The organism is Paenibacillus sp. 1_12, from assembly GCF_900114475.1.
In the GTDB taxonomy this organism is placed as follows: Bacteria; Bacillota; Bacilli; order Paenibacillales; family NBRC-103111; genus Paenibacillus_S.
Window position 1 is genome coordinate 320,622 of record NZ_FOTE01000005.1, and the last position, 16,487, is coordinate 337,108.

Below are 16,487 nucleotides of genomic sequence, written 5' to 3' on the forward strand. Positions count from 1 at the left end.
ATCATCCTTCCATAAGTTGAACTGCTAACGCCTGTCTGATTGGCGCGAATTGTATTGTTTTTCGTATGGTATGTATCAGCGTTTCTGAATTCGCTTCGGCATGCAACCGGGGGAATCGACCGAGGACCTTAAGACCGCTATATTGTTCGATGAGTTCCGCATTCGCAGCAACGCTTGGATCATCATGCAGCTCACATAATTCGCCGTCATTCATGATGATGCCTACAATCGGAACTCCTAGATTCCTCAGGAAAGTCACCGTCAGAAGGGTGTGGTTAATCGTACCCAGGCCGGAACGGGCTACAATCAGTGCAGGGATACGAAGCTCCGCAATCAAGTCTGCTACTAGCGCGGTATCGGTTAAAGGAACAGCGACGCCTCCTGCACCTTCGATGAGCAGCGCTTCGTACCGTTGAATAAGCGGTATACCTGCAGCGATCAACTTATCCAGCGTAAGCGTGACACCTGCCTGCTTGGCGGCAAGCAGTGGTGTAAGCGGAGCTTCAAATGTAAATGGTGCCACCGCCTCGGGTCTTTCATGAATTCCTGTGCTTTTCAGCAGCCGTTCAGCATCGGTAATTCCGCTGCCAAGTAATACGCCGGTTTGAACCGGCTTCCAGACACCAACATTGAGCCCTTCGGCGCGTAGCATAGCGGTAATCGCTGCCGTTATAATCGTCTTGCCAATCCCAGTGTCCGTTCCAGTTATAAATAATCCACGTATAGATGCAGCGTTCACTTTGGACATGTAACTGAGCCACCTTCGGTGATGCTAATTATCGATTCTGACAAAATATGCGTCATTTCATCCAATTCTGCTTCTGTGCTGACTAGTGGAGGGATAAAGACGATTACATTGCCGAGCGGTCTCGTCAGCATTCCAAGTTCTCTGGCCCGCAAACTCGTACGAACACCGATTCGTTCCTCCCAATCATACGGCTCGCGTGAAGTTTTATTACGAACGAGCTCGATTCCAATCATCAGTCCCTTTTGCCGAATATCACCAACATGCGGACGAGCTTTAAGCGCTGCGAGCTTTTGTTCTACAAATGATGCCTTAGCTTTTACGCCTTCAACTATGTTTCGCTCTGCAAACAGCTTCAGGCTGGCCAAAGCAACGGCACAGCCCAGCGGATTTCCTGTGAAGGAATGACCGTGGAAAAATGTTTTTTGTTCCTCATAATCAGCATAAAACGCGTCGTAGATCTCATCAGTCGCAAGCGTCGCTGCCACAGGCAAATAACCGCCCGTAAGACCTTTTCCAATGACCATCAAATCAGGTGAAACGTCTTCAAGATCACAGGCGAACATTGCGCCAGTCCGACCAAAACCGGTAGCCACCTCGTCAGCGATAAGCAAGACGTTATGCTTGCGGCATAACGCAGCCATTTCTCGTAAGCAGCCCGACGGCATAACAATAATGCCGCCAGCCCCTTGCACAATCGGCTCCACAATGAGAGCTGCAAGCTGATCTGCTTGCGTTTCGAGCAAATTACGGAGTGCGGCTAACGTAGCTTCCATGGCCTCCGCCTCACCACCTTCATGGCGATAAGCGTACGGATATGGAATAACATGAGATGGAAACAGCATCGGGCGAAACACGTCATGGTAGAGCGGAATGGCACCAACACTCACCGCGCCAATTGTATCTCCGTGATACGCCTGATTCATGGTTATAAACTTCGTTTTCCCCCTTATCCCCCGGTTATGCCAATATTGAAATGCCATTTTGATCGCAATTTCAACACCGGTTGCTCCAGAATCCGAATAAAACACTTTTGTTAATCCTTGTGGGGCGATCTCCACCAGCTTTTCTGCAAGCTCGATTGCAGGTACATTAGCCATTCCAAGCAGGGTAGAGTGCGCAACACGCCCTAACTGGTCCGTGATAGCCTGATTCAGCTCAGGAACGTTATGTCCGTGTACATTAAGCCAAACCGAGGAGAAGCCGTCATAATAAGCTCGTCCATGAACGTCAAACAGCATGATCCCTTCGCTGCGCTCAATAATGAGCGGGCCAGAGTTATTGTAGTCTTTCATCTGAGTAAAAGGATGCCATAAATGAGCCTTATCGATAGCAGCAAGCTGTTCGAAATATGTTGTCACTAAAAAAACCACCATCCGTTTATCACTTCTATTGTCAACCAAAATATATTAAAATAGGTTAACAATAGAGTGCTGCCTATTTTAGCAGACGAGGATGTACTTGTAAAGGAAATTCAATTTTCTTGATTGAAGACCACCACCCTCATTTCGGATGAAATATCTTTTCCATACAGCAATATCAGTTATAAACATTTGATCACAGAATGTAATTATTACTAATATAAAAACTAAAAAATGCCATCTCCCCAAGAACAGCTTAGAAAGAATGGCATTTATTTCTCTTCACGATGAGCTCATGTATGAAACCCTGTAAATGATTTCAATAGCTATATTGAAGCCGCAGGCGGCTTCTTTTTAGCAGCTTTGGCACGAATCATGGCTTCGATGACAAGCAGATTTGGAACCCAGCAAAGCCACGCTATAACCCGATATGCTTGCTCGAAATCGCCAAAAAGCATTGTAACCGGACCGAGCCAAATTCGGAGTGTAACCGCTGCAAAAGTGAGTGCGTAGCTGCGAAGCATCCATGCTTTATGTGCCTGTATGTTTTTGACCCTAATCTTGCGTAGGGCCATCCAAGTGGTTGCCACCCAAAGTACATCCAACACGAAAAATCCAAGACCTGCGATCCAACCTCCTGTCGCAAAAAGAGTTAAGTATAGGTTCACAATTCCACTGACTGTTATCGAAACAACATATACATAACCCAGCAATCTGTGCTGACGTACCCTTGCCTTTGATTGTTTCATAAAAATTTGAAATGGTCCTATGATAAGGGCTAACGTGGCCGTCACTATATGGGCATACAGTACATACAACCATGGAGTGAGGTGAAAATCCGGCTTTTGCAGTTTGAAACCAACAAGTCCAGTGTGATGAGCAGCAAATACTCCATACTGAACAATGGCATATCCCGCAATTGCAAATGACAAAACAAAAACGAGTGCGCGAATGACTTTTTCCCCCATAGCTAGTACCTCTCTTCTCTTAATTAAGCATCGGGAGAGCATATAGCGAAGCCACTCCCAATTTGGGTCGTTGAACATAGAATGATTTGAAATTGAAGTGTTCTATGCTATTAATTTTAAAGATTACTGTATAGGTAACCAATTATGCGGCTTCAACGAGCCTCCTAATTAGATACCAATAAAGGTTATTATGCATCCAGTTATGTATGTAAATTCCTATAATATATTTTCTATAAACCCTGGCATTTCCCTGCTCTAATGTAACAACGAACATCGTAAAAATCAAAAAAAAGAGCCTCAGTAACGCAAAGCAGGCTCCACATTCGTATTCTATTGTGTTGGCACCTCAACCTCGTAGAGCACCGCTTGGGCGATGCCAATAAAATATTCCGATTCGCGGCGGATGTGATTTAATACAGTTATTGCAGTAGGGTTGCTTTTCAAAGCTGTGCTATCAGTACCCAATTGATTTAATAATTGAATAAACTGCTCACTCTGTCTCCTTGCAAATAAAACCAACTCCATAATTTGTTTGTAAACTTCATCGCTTACTTTATTCTCCATGCGCCCAACCCATTCAATATAACGAACAAACATCGCTTGTGTTCGTGCAAGCGCTTGTTCCCATGCTTGCAATGCTTCCACATACGGCTGCTCCAAATTGGGTACTAAGGCTCGAATCACATCCGTATGTTCGGTTTCCTGCAACTTCCAAAATTCTCCTTCGTCGAGAATTCGCAGTGGCATTCTATCCCCGTAATCAAAACGCATCCATAAATACCTCCGTTTACTCATCATTTCATAGATGTATTCTATTGTGAATAAGGAGGATATATGTCTTGATCCAAGCTGAAACCTATTTTCCCATACAAAAGGAGGGATACCGAATATGAATCCGGTATCCCTCCTATGTATAGGGTAGGTGTGATGTTATGCCAGGTTTTCTTGTTCCAAAATACGAACCGCGTCTCCAAAATGACCGTTGCACTGCTCCAATACGGCCAAAGCCCTATTCGCATCGACTGCAAACTTGATCATCAAAATAGCTACTCGTGCTTCTCCATCTGCCTGCTGAGTATACGCAGCAGCCTTCTCGTGATCAACACCGGTCGCTTCACCGACAATCCGTATGACACGATCGCGCAGCTTTTCGTTCGTCGCCTGAACATTGACCATCAAGTTCCCGTATACTTTGCCGAGCTTGATCATCACTGTTGTCGTGATCATATTGAGCACTAACTTCGTTGCGGTGCCAGCCTTAAGTCGTGTCGATCCGGTAACGACCTCAGGGCCAACCGGCACTTCTATCGCATACTCAGCCGCTGCACTCAACTGTGCATTGTTATTGCAGGATATGCTGGCCGTACATGCACCCATCGCCCGAGCGCGATGAATCGCCCCGATAACAAAAGGGGTGTTACCACTCGCAGCTATACCTACCAATGCATCGTCTACTGTCAGGCAGGCTTCGATTTCCCTCGCACCTGCTTCGGCATCATCCTCCGCATTTTCGATAGCGGTCATAATTGCAGCTGGCCCGCCAGCGATGATCCCTGTGACCAGCTCACGGTTAACGCCAAATGTAGGTGGACATTCCGAAGCATCAAGGATGCCGAGTCTCCCGCTTGTTCCTGCTCCTATATAAAACAACCTGCCGCCTTTGTTCATCACTTCGACAATAGCTTCAATAGCCTTCCCGATTTGCGGGAGTGCTTGCTGTACGGAAAGTGCAACAGTCTGATCTTCAGCATTCATGATTTGAATAATATCCAGCACATTCATTTTATCCAACTGGCCGGTCTTCTCATTTCTTTGTTCCGTAATGGATTGACTCTCGATGTTATTCAACTTGTAATTTCCTCCTTGTCTCCCACACACGAATTTTTATTTTCATTGAATCCGTTATTGCAATTCCCGCTTGTTTAAGTGCAAGCACATAACAGCCTGTTACAGGCGATACCTCAAGCTTACTTACCTTTAGCCTGCTTGTCTGTATCAGATCCTGCGATTCGAACAAGATTTGAAACCATCTATCCGAGAACAACCCTCCGCTAAGCAACAACGGCAGGTCCGACAGATGCTGACCAGAATGTAATTGCTGCAGCTTTTTTTGGGCGGTTATTGCGATTTGTGCTAAATCCCCGACTGCCTTTTCAGCTATCTTTAGAGCGACTTCGTCACCTAACAAGTATCCCCAACCCCCGACACGAACATGGACAGAGGCTTCAGGTACAAAGCCGTATGCTATGGAACCCGTTCCCGAGATCAACACAATCCCCGCTTCTCCCCATGTACCGGCAGATAACGCAGTAATCGCATCATTGTGCACTGTGATCACAACCGAAGCCGGCAGCTTTCCTTCGAACAATGAAAGAATTTGCACTTTATCTTCTGGTCGATCTGACCCTGCCAAGCCAAGAAAAACACCTTTTAGCTGTGTCACACTACTGTCGGACAATTCCAATACTTGTTGAATCAATGACAGCAATACTTCCTGTACCGCTTCCCTGGAGTTGGACTTGATACTGCTGGATGCCCCATAGCATACGGCCAGAACATTGCCTAAGCCATCACCAATCATACAGGCTGTTTTCGTACCGCCGCCGTCAATTCCAATAAACCTGATTTCTTTACTTGACGGCACCGGCAGTCATCCCTTCCATAAATTGTTTGGAAGCTACAGCGAATAAAATAATCATCGGGAGGGAGGACAACGTCAGCCCGGCGAACAGTACGCTCCAATCGGTCGAATATTCACTGAACAGGGTAAGCATACCGACGGGGATTGTCTTTTTAACCTCATCCTGAATAAAAATTAAAGGAAAGAAGAAATCATTCCACACCGTAATAAAGTTCATAATCATGACCGTACCGAGCGCGGGCCGCATCAATGGAGCAATAATTTTCACCAGAATCCCCAAATCGGAACAGCCATCGATCTTCCCCGATTCCTCCAGTTCCTTCGGCAAGGTTCTGAAAAAACCAACCAGAATCAGTACGGACATCGGAATGCCAATCGCCGTATATACGAAGATGAGGGAAAAGCTTGTGTTCATCAACCCGAGCGTTTTCATCAATATAAACAAGGGAACAATACCAAGCTTTACCGGAATCATCATCCCAAGCAAGAAAAAGAAAAATAACGCAGGGTTCCACTTGAAATTAAATCTTGCAATATAAAACGACACCAATGCCCCCGATATGAGAATCAGCGCTACAGAAGTAACACTTACAAATACACTGTTCCAAAAATAATCGAAATAAGGCAATTGATCCAGTAATTTTCGATATGCATTAAAGGTCCAAATCTTCGGGAAAGCCATCGGGTTTTTAAAAATTTCAATGTTCGTTTTGAACGAAGACAGCAGCATCAGAAAGATCGGATACAGACTGACAACCGTAAACAGTATGGCTATCGCATAGTGTCCAATACGTAATCCTTTGTGTTCTTTCATCAAATCTCCTCACCTTTCATGAATGTATGAGAGCACAGCATAGATTGCATTCCGCTTAAGCCATATCCCGTTTTCTCACATATGCCATGAAAAGGGCCGACAATACTGCAATGATAAAGAACAACGTGACTGCCAATGCAGAGCCAAGTCCAATTGCGACTCCATCTCCGCTTGAGCCTCCAAACGCAACCCGGTAAAAGAATACAGCCAGTAAATCGGTGGAATGATATGGTTCCCCTTGAGACCCCTGCATCGCATATACGAGTTCAAACGCTTCAAACGCCTGAACAAACGTAAAAATCGTAACAATAACGACCGACTGTGACATCATCGGAAAAATGATCGATTTAATTAGTCGGAAGCCTCTGGCTCCATCCAGTCGTGCCGCTTCGATAGCCTCCTGGGAAATCGACTGCAGGCCCGCCAATAAAATCAATATCGAGAACCCGATCCCGAACCAGCTGTTCACCAGGATTATGGAGGTAAGAGCAGTAGCTGGATCTCCCAGCCAAGGCTTTGCCCACTCGCCTAATCCCAACTGTTTTAACATGACATTAATGGCTCCAAAATTCGGATTAAGCATCAGCTTCCATAGAAATCCGACTACGATAACGGACAGCAATCTCGGCAGAAAATAAGCCATTTTGAACAATTCGGCTCCCTTAACCTTTGTAAAAATGATATAGGCAAGCACAAATGCGATCCCATTCTGAACAATCATCTCCATCGCGAAATAGTACCAATTATGCGCGAATGCATTCCAGAACAGCCCTTTAAAAGGCTCTGTCGTAAATAACTTTGTAAAATTTGCAATTCCTATAAAAGCGCCCTTCTTCAATCCAGTCCAGTCAAACAAGCTGTAACTGAACGCTGCGAGAATCGGATATACGATGAATAACGTATATACGGCGAGGGCTGGAATTGGGAATAAGTGAATGAACCCTTTACTCCAGTTGAACATCTTATGCTTGCGCTTTGGTTCATGAGCCTGTGCATGAATCCCATTCATTTCGCCTCGCCGCCTTTGTCAATCTGAATTTGTTTACTTATTTGGCTGCCGGTTTGAACCAGCTGTCTACGCTCTTTTGCAATTCTTCCGTAACCTTAGCCGGTGTTTCCTTACCCAAATACATACCTTGTAAAAGCGTCTCGAATACCGATTTGGAAGTCGGATTGCCGCCATTAAAATGGATGACAAACATATATGGTGTTGAAACCGTGTTCGCCAAGGTAGCAATTTTGGTTACAATCGGATCATTGGATTGAACACCTGGAATTGTGCTCGGTTTTTTCAATTCGTTCGCTACCAATGTACCGAATTCTTTGGAGGTCATAAATTCGATGAATTTTATCGCTTCTTTCTTGCCCTTGGATTCCTTATTCACACCGAATGATCCATCTACCCAAGTGGTAACCGTACCTTTTCCCGCGGCTGCATTCGGAACAGCGAACAGATCCATATCCAGATCCGGATTCATTTTTTGCATGACCGCTACTTCCCAGTCGCCCATAACCATCATCCCTGCCTGCTCGGTTACGAACAGATTCCGCATATCATCCATCGATAGCCCTACATAATTTTCAGGGAAGTATTTAGTGAGGTCCTGCATCATTTGCACTGAATCCGTAAATTCCTTGCTTTTCAGATTCGTTTGACCTGTGGTCACTTTGTTCACGTAGTCCGTTCCGCCATAAATCGCAGGCCCAAGCGCACCGTGTGTAAGTGAAAGAATCCAGCCTTCCTTGGAGCCAAAGGCAAATGGAGCCACTTTATTCTGCTTCAGCGTATCTGCCGCTTTGATCATATCAGCCCAAGTCTTAGGCTCTTCAATGTTGAATTTCTTGAACAGCTTCTTATTATAGAAGATTTGCGTAGAGCTAAACACCGTTGGCACGCCATATACCTTGCCGTCTTTACCAGTTGCCGCTGACAACGCTGCTTTGGAGAATACGTCCATCCCTTTAACAGAATCAAGCGGCTCTAAATACCCGCCATCTGCAAGTGCAATTCCAGGTGCATAAGGACGCAAATGGATAATGTCCGGGGCACTTCCCGTTTGAAGAGCTGTGTTCAGCAAAGTATTATATTCGGTGTTTTTGGTTGGCTTGAACTCAATTTCAATATTCGGGTTCTTGGATTGGAACTCTTTAATGATTTTGTCATAGGCTTCCTTGTCTTCCGTTCTCCAGCTGCCCATCGTCAGCTTAACCTTCTCCACCTTATTGTCTGCCTTTGGTGCCGGTGCTGGTGTTGGGGTCGGGGTTGCTGCCCCGGGTTGACTTGGTGTGCTGCTACATCCAGTAATCACGAATGTTAAAGCAGCAATCATAATGACGGAAAGTTTCATCGTACGTTTCATATTGTAGACTCCTCCTTGGTATGTGCGAAGCTATCTCATTGTTTGAGCTTTCGCTTTGATGGTCAACTTATATTCAATCCTCTATGAAGGAGGAATAAATATCTTCATGTAAACGCGGGCGCAGCTCCCGAATCGGGTTGCTTCTGCCGTAATGAACCGACTTCCCAGCCAAGTCCATTTCCATCGGCCTCTGTCGCTGCGATCCGTGCTCTTTCTGAGGCATCAGGTTTAAATGTCGTATCCTTCATATCAAGCGGCTTGAAAATCTCATGCTTTACAAAGTCCGATAATCGCTGTTGAGTCAGCTCTTCGACCACGCATCCAAGAAGGATAAATCCAAGATCACTGTATAAGACCTTAGTTCCCGCTGCATAAACCAGCTCTTGCTGTAAAATATCCTTAAGGACATCCCTCTGCTCATATCGGTCTACAAGCGGCAGATCCGCTGGAAGACCTGAGGTATGCTGCAGTAGCTGCCTTATCGTTACCAATTCATAGCAAAAACCAGGAATGTACCTTGTTATCGGATCATTCAAGGAAAGCTGCTTACGCTGCTCGAGAAGCAGGATAGCCGGTAAGGTTGCGGTCACTTTCGTCAGGGTGGCTGCGTCAAACATCGTCGAATACTTCATTTCACGAATGATTGTGCCATCCGAGTAGGATCCCCACTCCTTGTGCCAGCGCAGCTTACTGCCCAAACTAATATCCAATACTGCATCCGGGATGTGTCCAAGATCTACCCAGCTTTGTACTCGTTTTCAATGTTAAGCATTTCGCTTCGATCCTCTAACTGCTTTTCTTGTATTCTCCAAAGCTTGAAGTGTTGCTTCGTAAGAACGGCTTGCGATCCCTACGTACAAAATATCGATAACGTTCAGCTGGACAATTCTGGATGCCATTGCTCCGCTGCGGATACTTTGCTCCATCGAGCTTGTGAACAAGCATATATCTGCTAATTCGGAGACGGGATTATGACCAAATTTGGTCATTGCTATGATGGTTGCACCGCTTTCTTTGGCAATGTCCAAGGATTGAATGATCGACTCCGTCTGACCCGAATACGAAATTCCAAAGGCGACATCATGCTCATTCATATTTGCTGCCAAGGTTACCTGAGAGTCAAAATCGGATGCCATTTCACACCAGCGATTAATACGGGAAAGCTTTTGCTTAAAATCCTGTGCAATAACGGCTGAGGCTCCGACTCCAAAAATATATACCCGCTTCGCACGATCCAAGCTTTCAACTGCTTTCTCCACGTCCTCTACCGACAGCACAGCCAAAGTATCCTGTATCGATAAAATATTGTTATGTGACATTGACTGAATCAAGGACGAAATCGAACCGTCAATCTGGATCTCCTGATACGAGGTTCCCATACTGTTTGAAGACTTAGCCAGATCAGCTGCAATTCTCAGCTTCAGCTCCTGAAATCCTTTCATATGGAGGGAACGCGCCAAGCGCACGATCGTCGCTTCGCTGACTTCAGCCAGTTCGGCCAGCTTTTGCACCGAAGCACTCATCACCATCTCGGGGTGTTCCAGAATGTATAGGGCAACCTTACGTTCAGTAGGTTTGAGTGTATCCAACGACTCGCGGATGCTTATTAGACCCTGATTAAACATGACTATCACTATCCTTTGCCCTTAATTCGTTGAATCGAAAGATTGATGTAAACTTAGCTTACAATTTTACACTAAAATAATATTTCATTTTGTAAAAACTTTTTATGAAATTTTATTACTGATATCGTTTATATATGCTATCTGGTTGAAAAAAAACTGTTGATTTTCGAAAATCGATACCCTTTTTCATTTCAAAGCAATAATGGTAAAATACTATCAGGATCTATGGAACTTATAGGAGGAAAAAAAACATGCCACAATGGACACATCCCGAGCAATATACGGCTTTTGATAATGAAGATCAGGCATTGGCATTTTGCAAGGATTGGGGGCTGCTCCCGCAAAAGGCAGCGAAATCAAAAACCTTCAGATATAAAGGTCAAAACCTCGATCTTCCTTGTGAAATCGTAGGATACGCAGACCTTGTATTCGCTGTTATCCAGGTTGACGGTCAACTTCATAATATCCATCCTTCTTATCTTCGCGAGATGCAGAACGCCCATTTTGGCAAAATCAAGCTGGAAGAAGATTCAGAAGCCAATGAAACAGATTCGACAGCCAATGCCGTTCTGACTGAGCCTGCAAGTCCAATCGCGCCAGACGCAGCGGCAGAAACCATTGCACCGCCTAAAGCAAAAAAAGCAGCAGAAAAGAAAACGGCCGATAAGCCGCCAGCAGCCCCTATTGCTCTGCCTGATGGAAAAGTAAGCGTTGAAGCGACTGTAGCTGAATTTGCCTCTGTGCCTAATCCTTTTAGCGACACCGATGATGAAGTCGTCATCTTTGAACAAATAAGCTTTCAGCATGATGGACAAGCTACCGCTTTGGATACGGCTTGGTCCAGCCACAGCATGGCTCTGAAAAAGCTGGAATTGCAAATAGGCGATCAACTCAGCTTTGAAGCCAAGTTGGTAGCCAAGAAGTTAAATAAACATCCGGTTAAATACAAAATCAATAACGCTGCGAAAATCACCAAAAAAGATCCAGAATAGATCATCAAAATGCCTATTGTAGAATATCCAGACTGTAATTTCTTCACAAGAACGCTTGTCCACTTGTAAATAATTTCCATAAAAAACCTTGCTATGGTTATCAGAAATCGGCACCTATTCTTGTCATTTAACTGTGACAAAAGTAGGTGCCGATTTAACAAATAGACCATGATTATATGCATAACATGTATCAAGCCATTAACTTGCCTTAACGGCATTACTTCAGATATTTACCTAATAGCGCAGATATACTCGCATTGAGTCCCTTAATATCAGGCTCAGTCGATTTCAAGCTGCTCATATGATATTTCTCTTTCAATTTCAATATCCGATACACACTTGCATTTAATACAGACTCGGGGATTACCCCATTGGAAGAGGCGTTCAACAAAGCTTGTATAACCTTAACCTGCTGATCGAACGAATGTCCGACAAGTACGACATCCCCACCTGCCAGCACAGCAGATACCGCAGCCTGTCCAATATCATAATTTTGCGTAATAGCCCCCATCGTCAAATCATCTGTAAAAACAACCCCATTAAACCCCATCTCCTTACGCAGCAAATCAGAAATGATGGCTTTAGAGAAGGAAGCAGGATGATCTGCGTCCAGCTTTGGCATGAGCAGATGAGCCACCATGACCGCATCTGCTCCATTGTTAATAGCATTTGCGAAGGGAATTAGCTCTAGTTGGCGCAGATGGGTCAAATCATGATTAACCACCGGAAGTCCCAGATGTGAATCAACCGTTGTGTCTCCATGACCGGGAAAATGTTTAACCACAGCTACCACTTGATCTGACTGAATTCCTTGCATAGTGGCAATTCCGAGTCGACTGACCAGATCGGCTTGGTTACCGAAAGAACGATCACCTATTACCGTGTTGTTTGGATTACTGAACACATCAAGCACCGGTGCAAAATCCGTATTAAATCCATAGCCCTTCAACTCATTCCCTATCGTTTTTCCTATTTCCCTCGAAAATTCACTATTATTCTTTTTGCCGATCACAGCATTAGCAGGCAGCTTCTTCAATTCATCTGGCAGCCGGGTTACCCTGCCTCCCTCTTCGTCTACACTAAGCATTAATGGAATGCCTTTCACCGATTCATTCGTTGCTTTTAGTGAATTCAACAAGGTTAACGTCTGTGTTGAATCTTGTAAATTCACCTTAAAAAATATAAACCCGCCTACGTGGTAATCTGTTATAAGCTGCTTCGTCTGTTCACTATTGGCAAGTCCATCCATCCCGACTACAACCAACTGCCCGACCTTTTCATGAACTGACATGTCCTTCATTTGTACAAGAACTTTGTCTTCTTGTTTGGTTGGTTGGCTAGCAGAAGGTGCTGGAGGAGGGACAGCTACAGAAGGCGTATCCGTTTGAGTTGGCTTTGGAGATGAGTCGGGTGCAGGGGGAACGACAGTGGAGGGACTCGCGTCTACCGGGCTTTTATTGCTCATGCAGCCGCACAGTACGAGGAAACAGAGAATAATAAACACATTGCACAATATTTTTCTTTCCGTCACAGTTAGTCACCTCATGATGTCAATTAAAAGCAAATATTACGTAAGTAAGTTCGCGAATGTACAAGGTAGGGTTCCACTTCTTACGTTCGTTTTATTACTATTCTTTCTCAAAACTTGAAATATTAAAAATAATCCGGATAACGAATTTTATATGAGCTCTTTGCGCGCTTTCAGATACTTATACAATATATATCCCCCTCCAATCCAACACGTGCCCATATAGACTCACTGACATCAATCCAGAGGCTATCATAGGTGCCACCGTAGAGCTCAGTATGGCAAGACCTATCTCCAGCATACCATTTCCTATGTAAATCAAGAAATAAGAGGAGGAACAGATAGGATAGCTTCGGGAGAAAATAATGAGGATTCCCGACACCAGCATCGATCCGAAAGCTACTAAAGTCACGGCTTTGATTCCCAGCTTGCGGGTCAGATAAGCAGTAAAGGAGCAGGCGATCAAATAACCCAGTGCATTAAGAGACAATAGTGAACCGAGCCGCATTTCATCCATGTTAAAGTCGTATTGGATTCTCGGAATTGCCGGACCTTTAATATTTTCTGATATTCCAAAAATAATGAAACCAAAAAAATCGTTGCCAGCTGCATGACATACGTATTATTAAGCCCGCTTATACGTTTGAACAAAGAGAGATTTCACCTGCCGGTTCCTTATCGAATAAAAGCTAAGTTCCTTAGTTAAAGCCAATAGCCCAATTAGGTTATGGGTCACCTAATTGGGCCGGTCAAAAACTGAATAAGTAGTTGCGATACTGATGACTAATTGATTCGCATTAATCCGCGATTTGTATTTTTACCGTAAAAGATTTCGTCCATTTCAATTTTCAGCCGCTCTGTAATTTTCTTCTCTTCACCTGGAGCCAGCTTTTCTTTGGTATAGCCAAATAAGTAGTTGTTGATATCAAACTGCTTAAGCTTGCATTTGGTGTGAAAAATGTTTTCCTGATATACGTTCACATCTATCATATCGTACATATCGATAATTTCTTCCGGAATGTAATTTTGAATAGAGCTGATATCATGATCAATAAACAGTTTATTGCCGCGGATATCTCTTGTGAAGCCCCGAACCCGATAATCAATCGTCATAATGTCGGTATCGAAAGAATGAATCAAATAATTCAGCGCCTTCAATGGTGAGATTTCACCACAGGTTGACACATCAATATCTGCACGGAAAGTACTGATCCCTTCATCAGGATGATATTCGGGATAAGTATGAACGGTAATATGGCTTTTGTTCAAATGCATAACGACAGCCTCTGGGAGAGGTCCTGGAGATTCATCAAATGATTCCTTCTTCGCTTCAACTGGCTCCTCCGAGATAAGGATGGTTACGCTGGCTCCTTGCGGATCATAGTCTTGACGGGCAATGTTCAGTACATGCGCACCGATAATATTGGTCACGGTTTGCAGAATTCCAGTCAATCTCTCTGCATTGTACTGTTCATCAATATAGGCTATATAAGCTTCACGCTCTTCTTTGGTTTTCGTATAACAAACGTCATACATGTTAAAGCTTAAAGATTTCGTTAAATTATTAAAACCATGTAAGGTTATTCGCTGCTCTGGCGTTAATGTCATGATGAACACATCCTCAATTCTTATAGTCTGTATTAGATTGAATCTATTTATATTACCCATAAAACCGGTGTGCGTATAGAGGTTTTACGAATTCTTCACGAATTTGATGCTTCCGCATCAAGAAACACGGTGTTGTCCCTGCGCGGCGGCTCCTCCTTGCGATATCGGTTCGGCGCATTCAGGAAGCGGGAACAGCTCGCTCAGCTTCATAGTAGCTCCATGCTCATTTATAAAATGAATATGCTCTCTTGTGAATTTCCGGGGACTGTCAATGCCTGCTGCAGCTGCAAGCGAGTACAAACCAAAGCGCATGCTGATAATATAATTCATCACCCTCCACTGCTTCTCGCTCGGCACCAATGCATCCTGATACTTAGGGTCCGTTGTGGCTACACCTGCAGGACAGCGGCCTGTGTGACATTGTAGAGCCATAATACAGCCATTAGCCATCATAAACCCTCGGGCCGAGCTGATCGCATCAGCGCCAATAGCCAGTGCTATCGCTACCTTATCCGGGGAAATCAGCTTTCCTGAAGCAAACACAGCGAATTGATCACGGATCCCAAATTTATGAGCTGTATCGATAAAAGTAATTAGTGCAGGTATCAGCGGCATCCCCATGGAATCCGCCATCGATTTGTAAGTAGCGCCCGAGCCGCCCTCTCCGCCGTCTACAGTCACGAAATCCGGAAAGATGCGCAGCCGAATCATCGCTTCCATGAACTTTTCCAGTTCGGCCTGCTGACCAATTACGATCTTGACACCAACTGGCTTACCACCCAGTTCCTGAAGCTCCTTAATGAAAGCAAGTGCTGAATCGGCATCACCAATAAATGGAAAACGATTCGGTGAATTGATCGCTTTACCTATGGGCACCTTCCGGATTGAGGCTATTTTGGCATTGACTTTGCTGCCTTCGAGATGTCCTCCACGGATTTTGGCGCCTTGAGCAAATTTCAGCTCAAATGCTTTAACATTAGCTATGTCGGCAATCAAGGCAAAATCTTGTCGCGAAAATTGCCCTGTGGCATCACGATAACCAAACATCCCTGGTCCGATCTGGGCAACAATGTCAGCCCCCGTATCCACATGCTCAGGTATAACGCCGCCTTCACCCGTATTCATCCAGGAGCCTCCCGCAAGTGCTGCTCCTTTACCTGTCGACAAAATATAGTTTTCTCCAATCGCGCCATAAGAAGTAGCCGAAGCGCCGAACATCCCTCTTAGCTGCCATGGATGGCGCCGATTCCGGCCAATAGTTATCATGTCCTCATCATCATACATCCAGCGCGGTGTTTCATCATCAATCATTTTTTCCTTGCGGCTAAAAATGCCTTCTGTTTCAATTTTATACTTTTTGGATGGTGCCGCCTCGTCCTTGGATACTTTTAACTGTTCCCCAAGAAGCGGAAACATAGCATTAGCTATATAATAGCCCGGCTTGTCAAAATCACGTTTAGAGCCGAAGCCAAGCAGGTCCGTTCGATATTTGGACGCAAATACAAGACCGAGAAAATCATACCGCGAAAAAGGCTTTCCCTTAGAGTCATCGTCAAACCAATACTGTCGAAACTCCGGTCCCAGCTTTTCAAAAATGTAGCGAAGCCAGCCCAATACCGGATGAGAGCGAATGATCGAATGCTGGGGTCTCCTTGAAATGATAAACAGCTGAATGAGCACAGCGGCAACAAGCAGCAGAATGATAACAGCTACGATAGCAATAATAGTAAGCAGAGTGCTCAGCATAAGCAATCCTCCTCGTTTAATCCTGTCATACACCTTAATCAAAATCAGGTATATTTGTAGCCAGTGTATCATAGTATAACGTTCTCATAAACAACAAAA

The 16,487-nt window shown here is 44.6% G+C and carries 15 protein-coding genes and 1 pseudogene; 1 reads left to right on the top strand and 15 read right to left on the bottom strand.

The features are described from left to right. Nucleotide 1: 1 nt before the first annotated feature. The 11 genes from bioD to BM210_RS14150 all read right to left on the bottom strand — a co-directional run bounded on the left by bioD (nucleotide 2) and on the right by BM210_RS14150 (nucleotide 10,514). Nucleotides 2–748: a dethiobiotin synthase gene (gene bioD / locus BM210_RS14100; RefSeq protein WP_091169142.1), complete on the bottom strand. Its 747-nt coding sequence runs from the start codon at nucleotides 746–748 to the stop codon at nucleotides 2–4. Next, nucleotides 736–2,121: an adenosylmethionine--8-amino-7-oxononanoate transaminase gene (gene bioA, locus BM210_RS14105; protein WP_091169145.1), complete on the bottom strand. Its 1,386-nt coding sequence runs from the start codon at nucleotides 2,119–2,121 to the stop codon at nucleotides 736–738. The genes bioD and bioA overlap by 13 nt, the downstream gene beginning before the upstream one ends. Nucleotides 2,122–2,432: 311 nt before the next feature. Beyond that, on the bottom strand, nucleotides 2,433–3,074 hold the full coding sequence (locus tag BM210_RS14110) for a DUF2306 domain-containing protein (protein ID WP_091169146.1): 642 nt from the start codon (nucleotides 3,072–3,074) through the stop codon (nucleotides 2,433–2,435). Nucleotides 3,075–3,404: 330 nt separating this feature from the next. Then, entirely contained in the window at nucleotides 3,405–3,845 is a 441-nt protein-coding gene (locus BM210_RS14115; RefSeq protein WP_091169152.1) for a DUF2935 domain-containing protein, read from the bottom strand. A gap of 159 nt (nucleotides 3,846–4,004) precedes the next feature. After that, nucleotides 4,005–4,922 carry an N-acetylmuramic acid 6-phosphate etherase gene (murQ, locus tag BM210_RS14120; protein WP_091169154.1) on the bottom strand — a complete coding sequence of 306 codons (918 nt, stop codon included), beginning with the start codon at nucleotides 4,920–4,922 and terminating at the stop codon, nucleotides 4,005–4,007. Continuing rightward, complete coding sequence (locus BM210_RS14125; protein ID WP_091169157.1) at nucleotides 4,915–5,718, bottom strand: N-acetylglucosamine kinase; 804 nt, start codon at nucleotides 5,716–5,718, stop codon at nucleotides 4,915–4,917. The genes murQ and BM210_RS14125 overlap by 8 nt, the downstream gene beginning before the upstream one ends. Then, nucleotides 5,705–6,529 carry a carbohydrate ABC transporter permease gene (locus tag BM210_RS14130; RefSeq protein ID WP_091169159.1) on the bottom strand — a complete coding sequence of 275 codons (825 nt, stop codon included), beginning with the start codon at nucleotides 6,527–6,529 and terminating at the stop codon, nucleotides 5,705–5,707. Before BM210_RS14130 ends, BM210_RS14125 begins: the two co-directional genes overlap by 14 nt. A 55-nt stretch (nucleotides 6,530–6,584) precedes the next feature. Then, the gene (locus BM210_RS14135) at nucleotides 6,585–7,538 is read right to left on the bottom strand and encodes a carbohydrate ABC transporter permease (protein WP_091169161.1); all 954 of its coding nucleotides are present in this window, start codon (nucleotides 7,536–7,538) and stop codon (nucleotides 6,585–6,587) included. A gap of 37 nt (nucleotides 7,539–7,575) precedes the next feature. Then, the gene (locus BM210_RS14140) at nucleotides 7,576–8,889 is read right to left on the bottom strand and encodes an ABC transporter substrate-binding protein (protein WP_091169164.1); all 1,314 of its coding nucleotides are present in this window, start codon (nucleotides 8,887–8,889) and stop codon (nucleotides 7,576–7,578) included. A 104-nt stretch (nucleotides 8,890–8,993) separates the two neighbouring features. Then, entirely contained in the window at nucleotides 8,994–9,614 is a 621-nt protein-coding gene (locus BM210_RS14145; protein WP_091169165.1) for a serine hydrolase domain-containing protein, read from the bottom strand. 39 nt (nucleotides 9,615–9,653) lie between these two features. Then, nucleotides 9,654–10,514, bottom strand: a complete 861-nt coding sequence (locus BM210_RS14150; RefSeq protein ID WP_091169168.1) for a MurR/RpiR family transcriptional regulator — start codon at nucleotides 10,512–10,514, stop codon at nucleotides 9,654–9,656. 251 nt (nucleotides 10,515–10,765) lie between these two features. On the opposite strand from BM210_RS14150, the gene BM210_RS14155 reads away from it, so the two are divergent. Beyond that, nucleotides 10,766–11,506 carry a hypothetical protein gene (locus tag BM210_RS14155; protein ID WP_091169171.1) on the top strand — a complete coding sequence of 247 codons (741 nt, stop codon included), beginning with the start codon at nucleotides 10,766–10,768 and terminating at the stop codon, nucleotides 11,504–11,506. Nucleotides 11,507–11,723: 217 nt separating this feature from the next. Here BM210_RS14155 and nagZ read toward each other — a convergent pair whose 3' ends face one another. The 4 genes and pseudogenes from nagZ to BM210_RS14175 all read right to left on the bottom strand — a co-directional run bounded on the left by nagZ (nucleotide 11,724) and on the right by BM210_RS14175 (nucleotide 16,388). Beyond that, nucleotides 11,724–13,037 (bottom strand): beta-N-acetylhexosaminidase, encoded by a 1,314-nt coding sequence (gene nagZ, locus BM210_RS14160; RefSeq protein WP_218184929.1) that lies wholly within the window; start codon nucleotides 13,035–13,037, stop codon nucleotides 11,724–11,726. 184 nt (nucleotides 13,038–13,221) lie between these two features. Beyond that, nucleotides 13,222–13,646 (bottom strand): annotated as a pseudogene (locus BM210_RS14165) (MFS transporter); the annotation flags it as partial. A 171-nt stretch (nucleotides 13,647–13,817) separates the two neighbouring features. Further along, nucleotides 13,818–14,642: an adenosylmethionine decarboxylase gene (speD, locus tag BM210_RS14170; protein ID WP_091169173.1), complete on the bottom strand. Its 825-nt coding sequence runs from the start codon at nucleotides 14,640–14,642 to the stop codon at nucleotides 13,818–13,820. A 117-nt stretch (nucleotides 14,643–14,759) separates the two neighbouring features. Further along, a complete protein-coding gene (locus BM210_RS14175; RefSeq protein WP_091169175.1) occupies nucleotides 14,760–16,388 on the bottom strand; it encodes an FMN-binding glutamate synthase family protein in 1,629 nt (542 codons plus the stop codon). Nucleotides 16,389–16,487: the final 99 nt, after the last annotated feature.

Excerpts from the sequence above, each read along its gene's own strand:
- bioA (WP_091169145.1), bottom strand. The coding sequence starts at position 2,121 with ATGGTGGTTTTTTTAGTGACAACATATTTCGAACAGCTTGCTGCTATC.
- bioD (WP_091169142.1), bottom strand. The coding sequence starts at position 748 with ATGTCCAAAGTGAACGCTGCATCTATACGTGGATTATTTATAACTGGA.
- BM210_RS14140 (WP_091169164.1), bottom strand. The coding sequence starts at position 8,889 with ATGAAACGTACGATGAAACTTTCCGTCATTATGATTGCTGCTTTAACA.
- BM210_RS14115 (WP_091169152.1), bottom strand. The coding sequence starts at position 3,845 with ATGCGTTTTGATTACGGGGATAGAATGCCACTGCGAATTCTCGACGAA.
- BM210_RS14130 (WP_091169159.1), bottom strand. The coding sequence starts at position 6,529 with ATGAAAGAACACAAAGGATTACGTATTGGACACTATGCGATAGCCATA.
- BM210_RS14135 (WP_091169161.1), bottom strand. The coding sequence starts at position 7,538 with ATGAATGGGATTCATGCACAGGCTCATGAACCAAAGCGCAAGCATAAG.
- speD (WP_091169173.1), bottom strand. The coding sequence starts at position 14,642 with ATGACATTAACGCCAGAGCAGCGAATAACCTTACATGGTTTTAATAAT.
- BM210_RS14155 (WP_091169171.1), top strand. The coding sequence starts at position 10,766 with ATGCCACAATGGACACATCCCGAGCAATATACGGCTTTTGATAATGAA.
- BM210_RS14150 (WP_091169168.1), bottom strand. The coding sequence starts at position 10,514 with ATGTTTAATCAGGGTCTAATAAGCATCCGCGAGTCGTTGGATACACTC.
- BM210_RS14110 (WP_091169146.1), bottom strand. The coding sequence starts at position 3,074 with ATGGGGGAAAAAGTCATTCGCGCACTCGTTTTTGTTTTGTCATTTGCA.
- BM210_RS14175 (WP_091169175.1), bottom strand. The coding sequence starts at position 16,388 with ATGCTGAGCACTCTGCTTACTATTATTGCTATCGTAGCTGTTATCATT.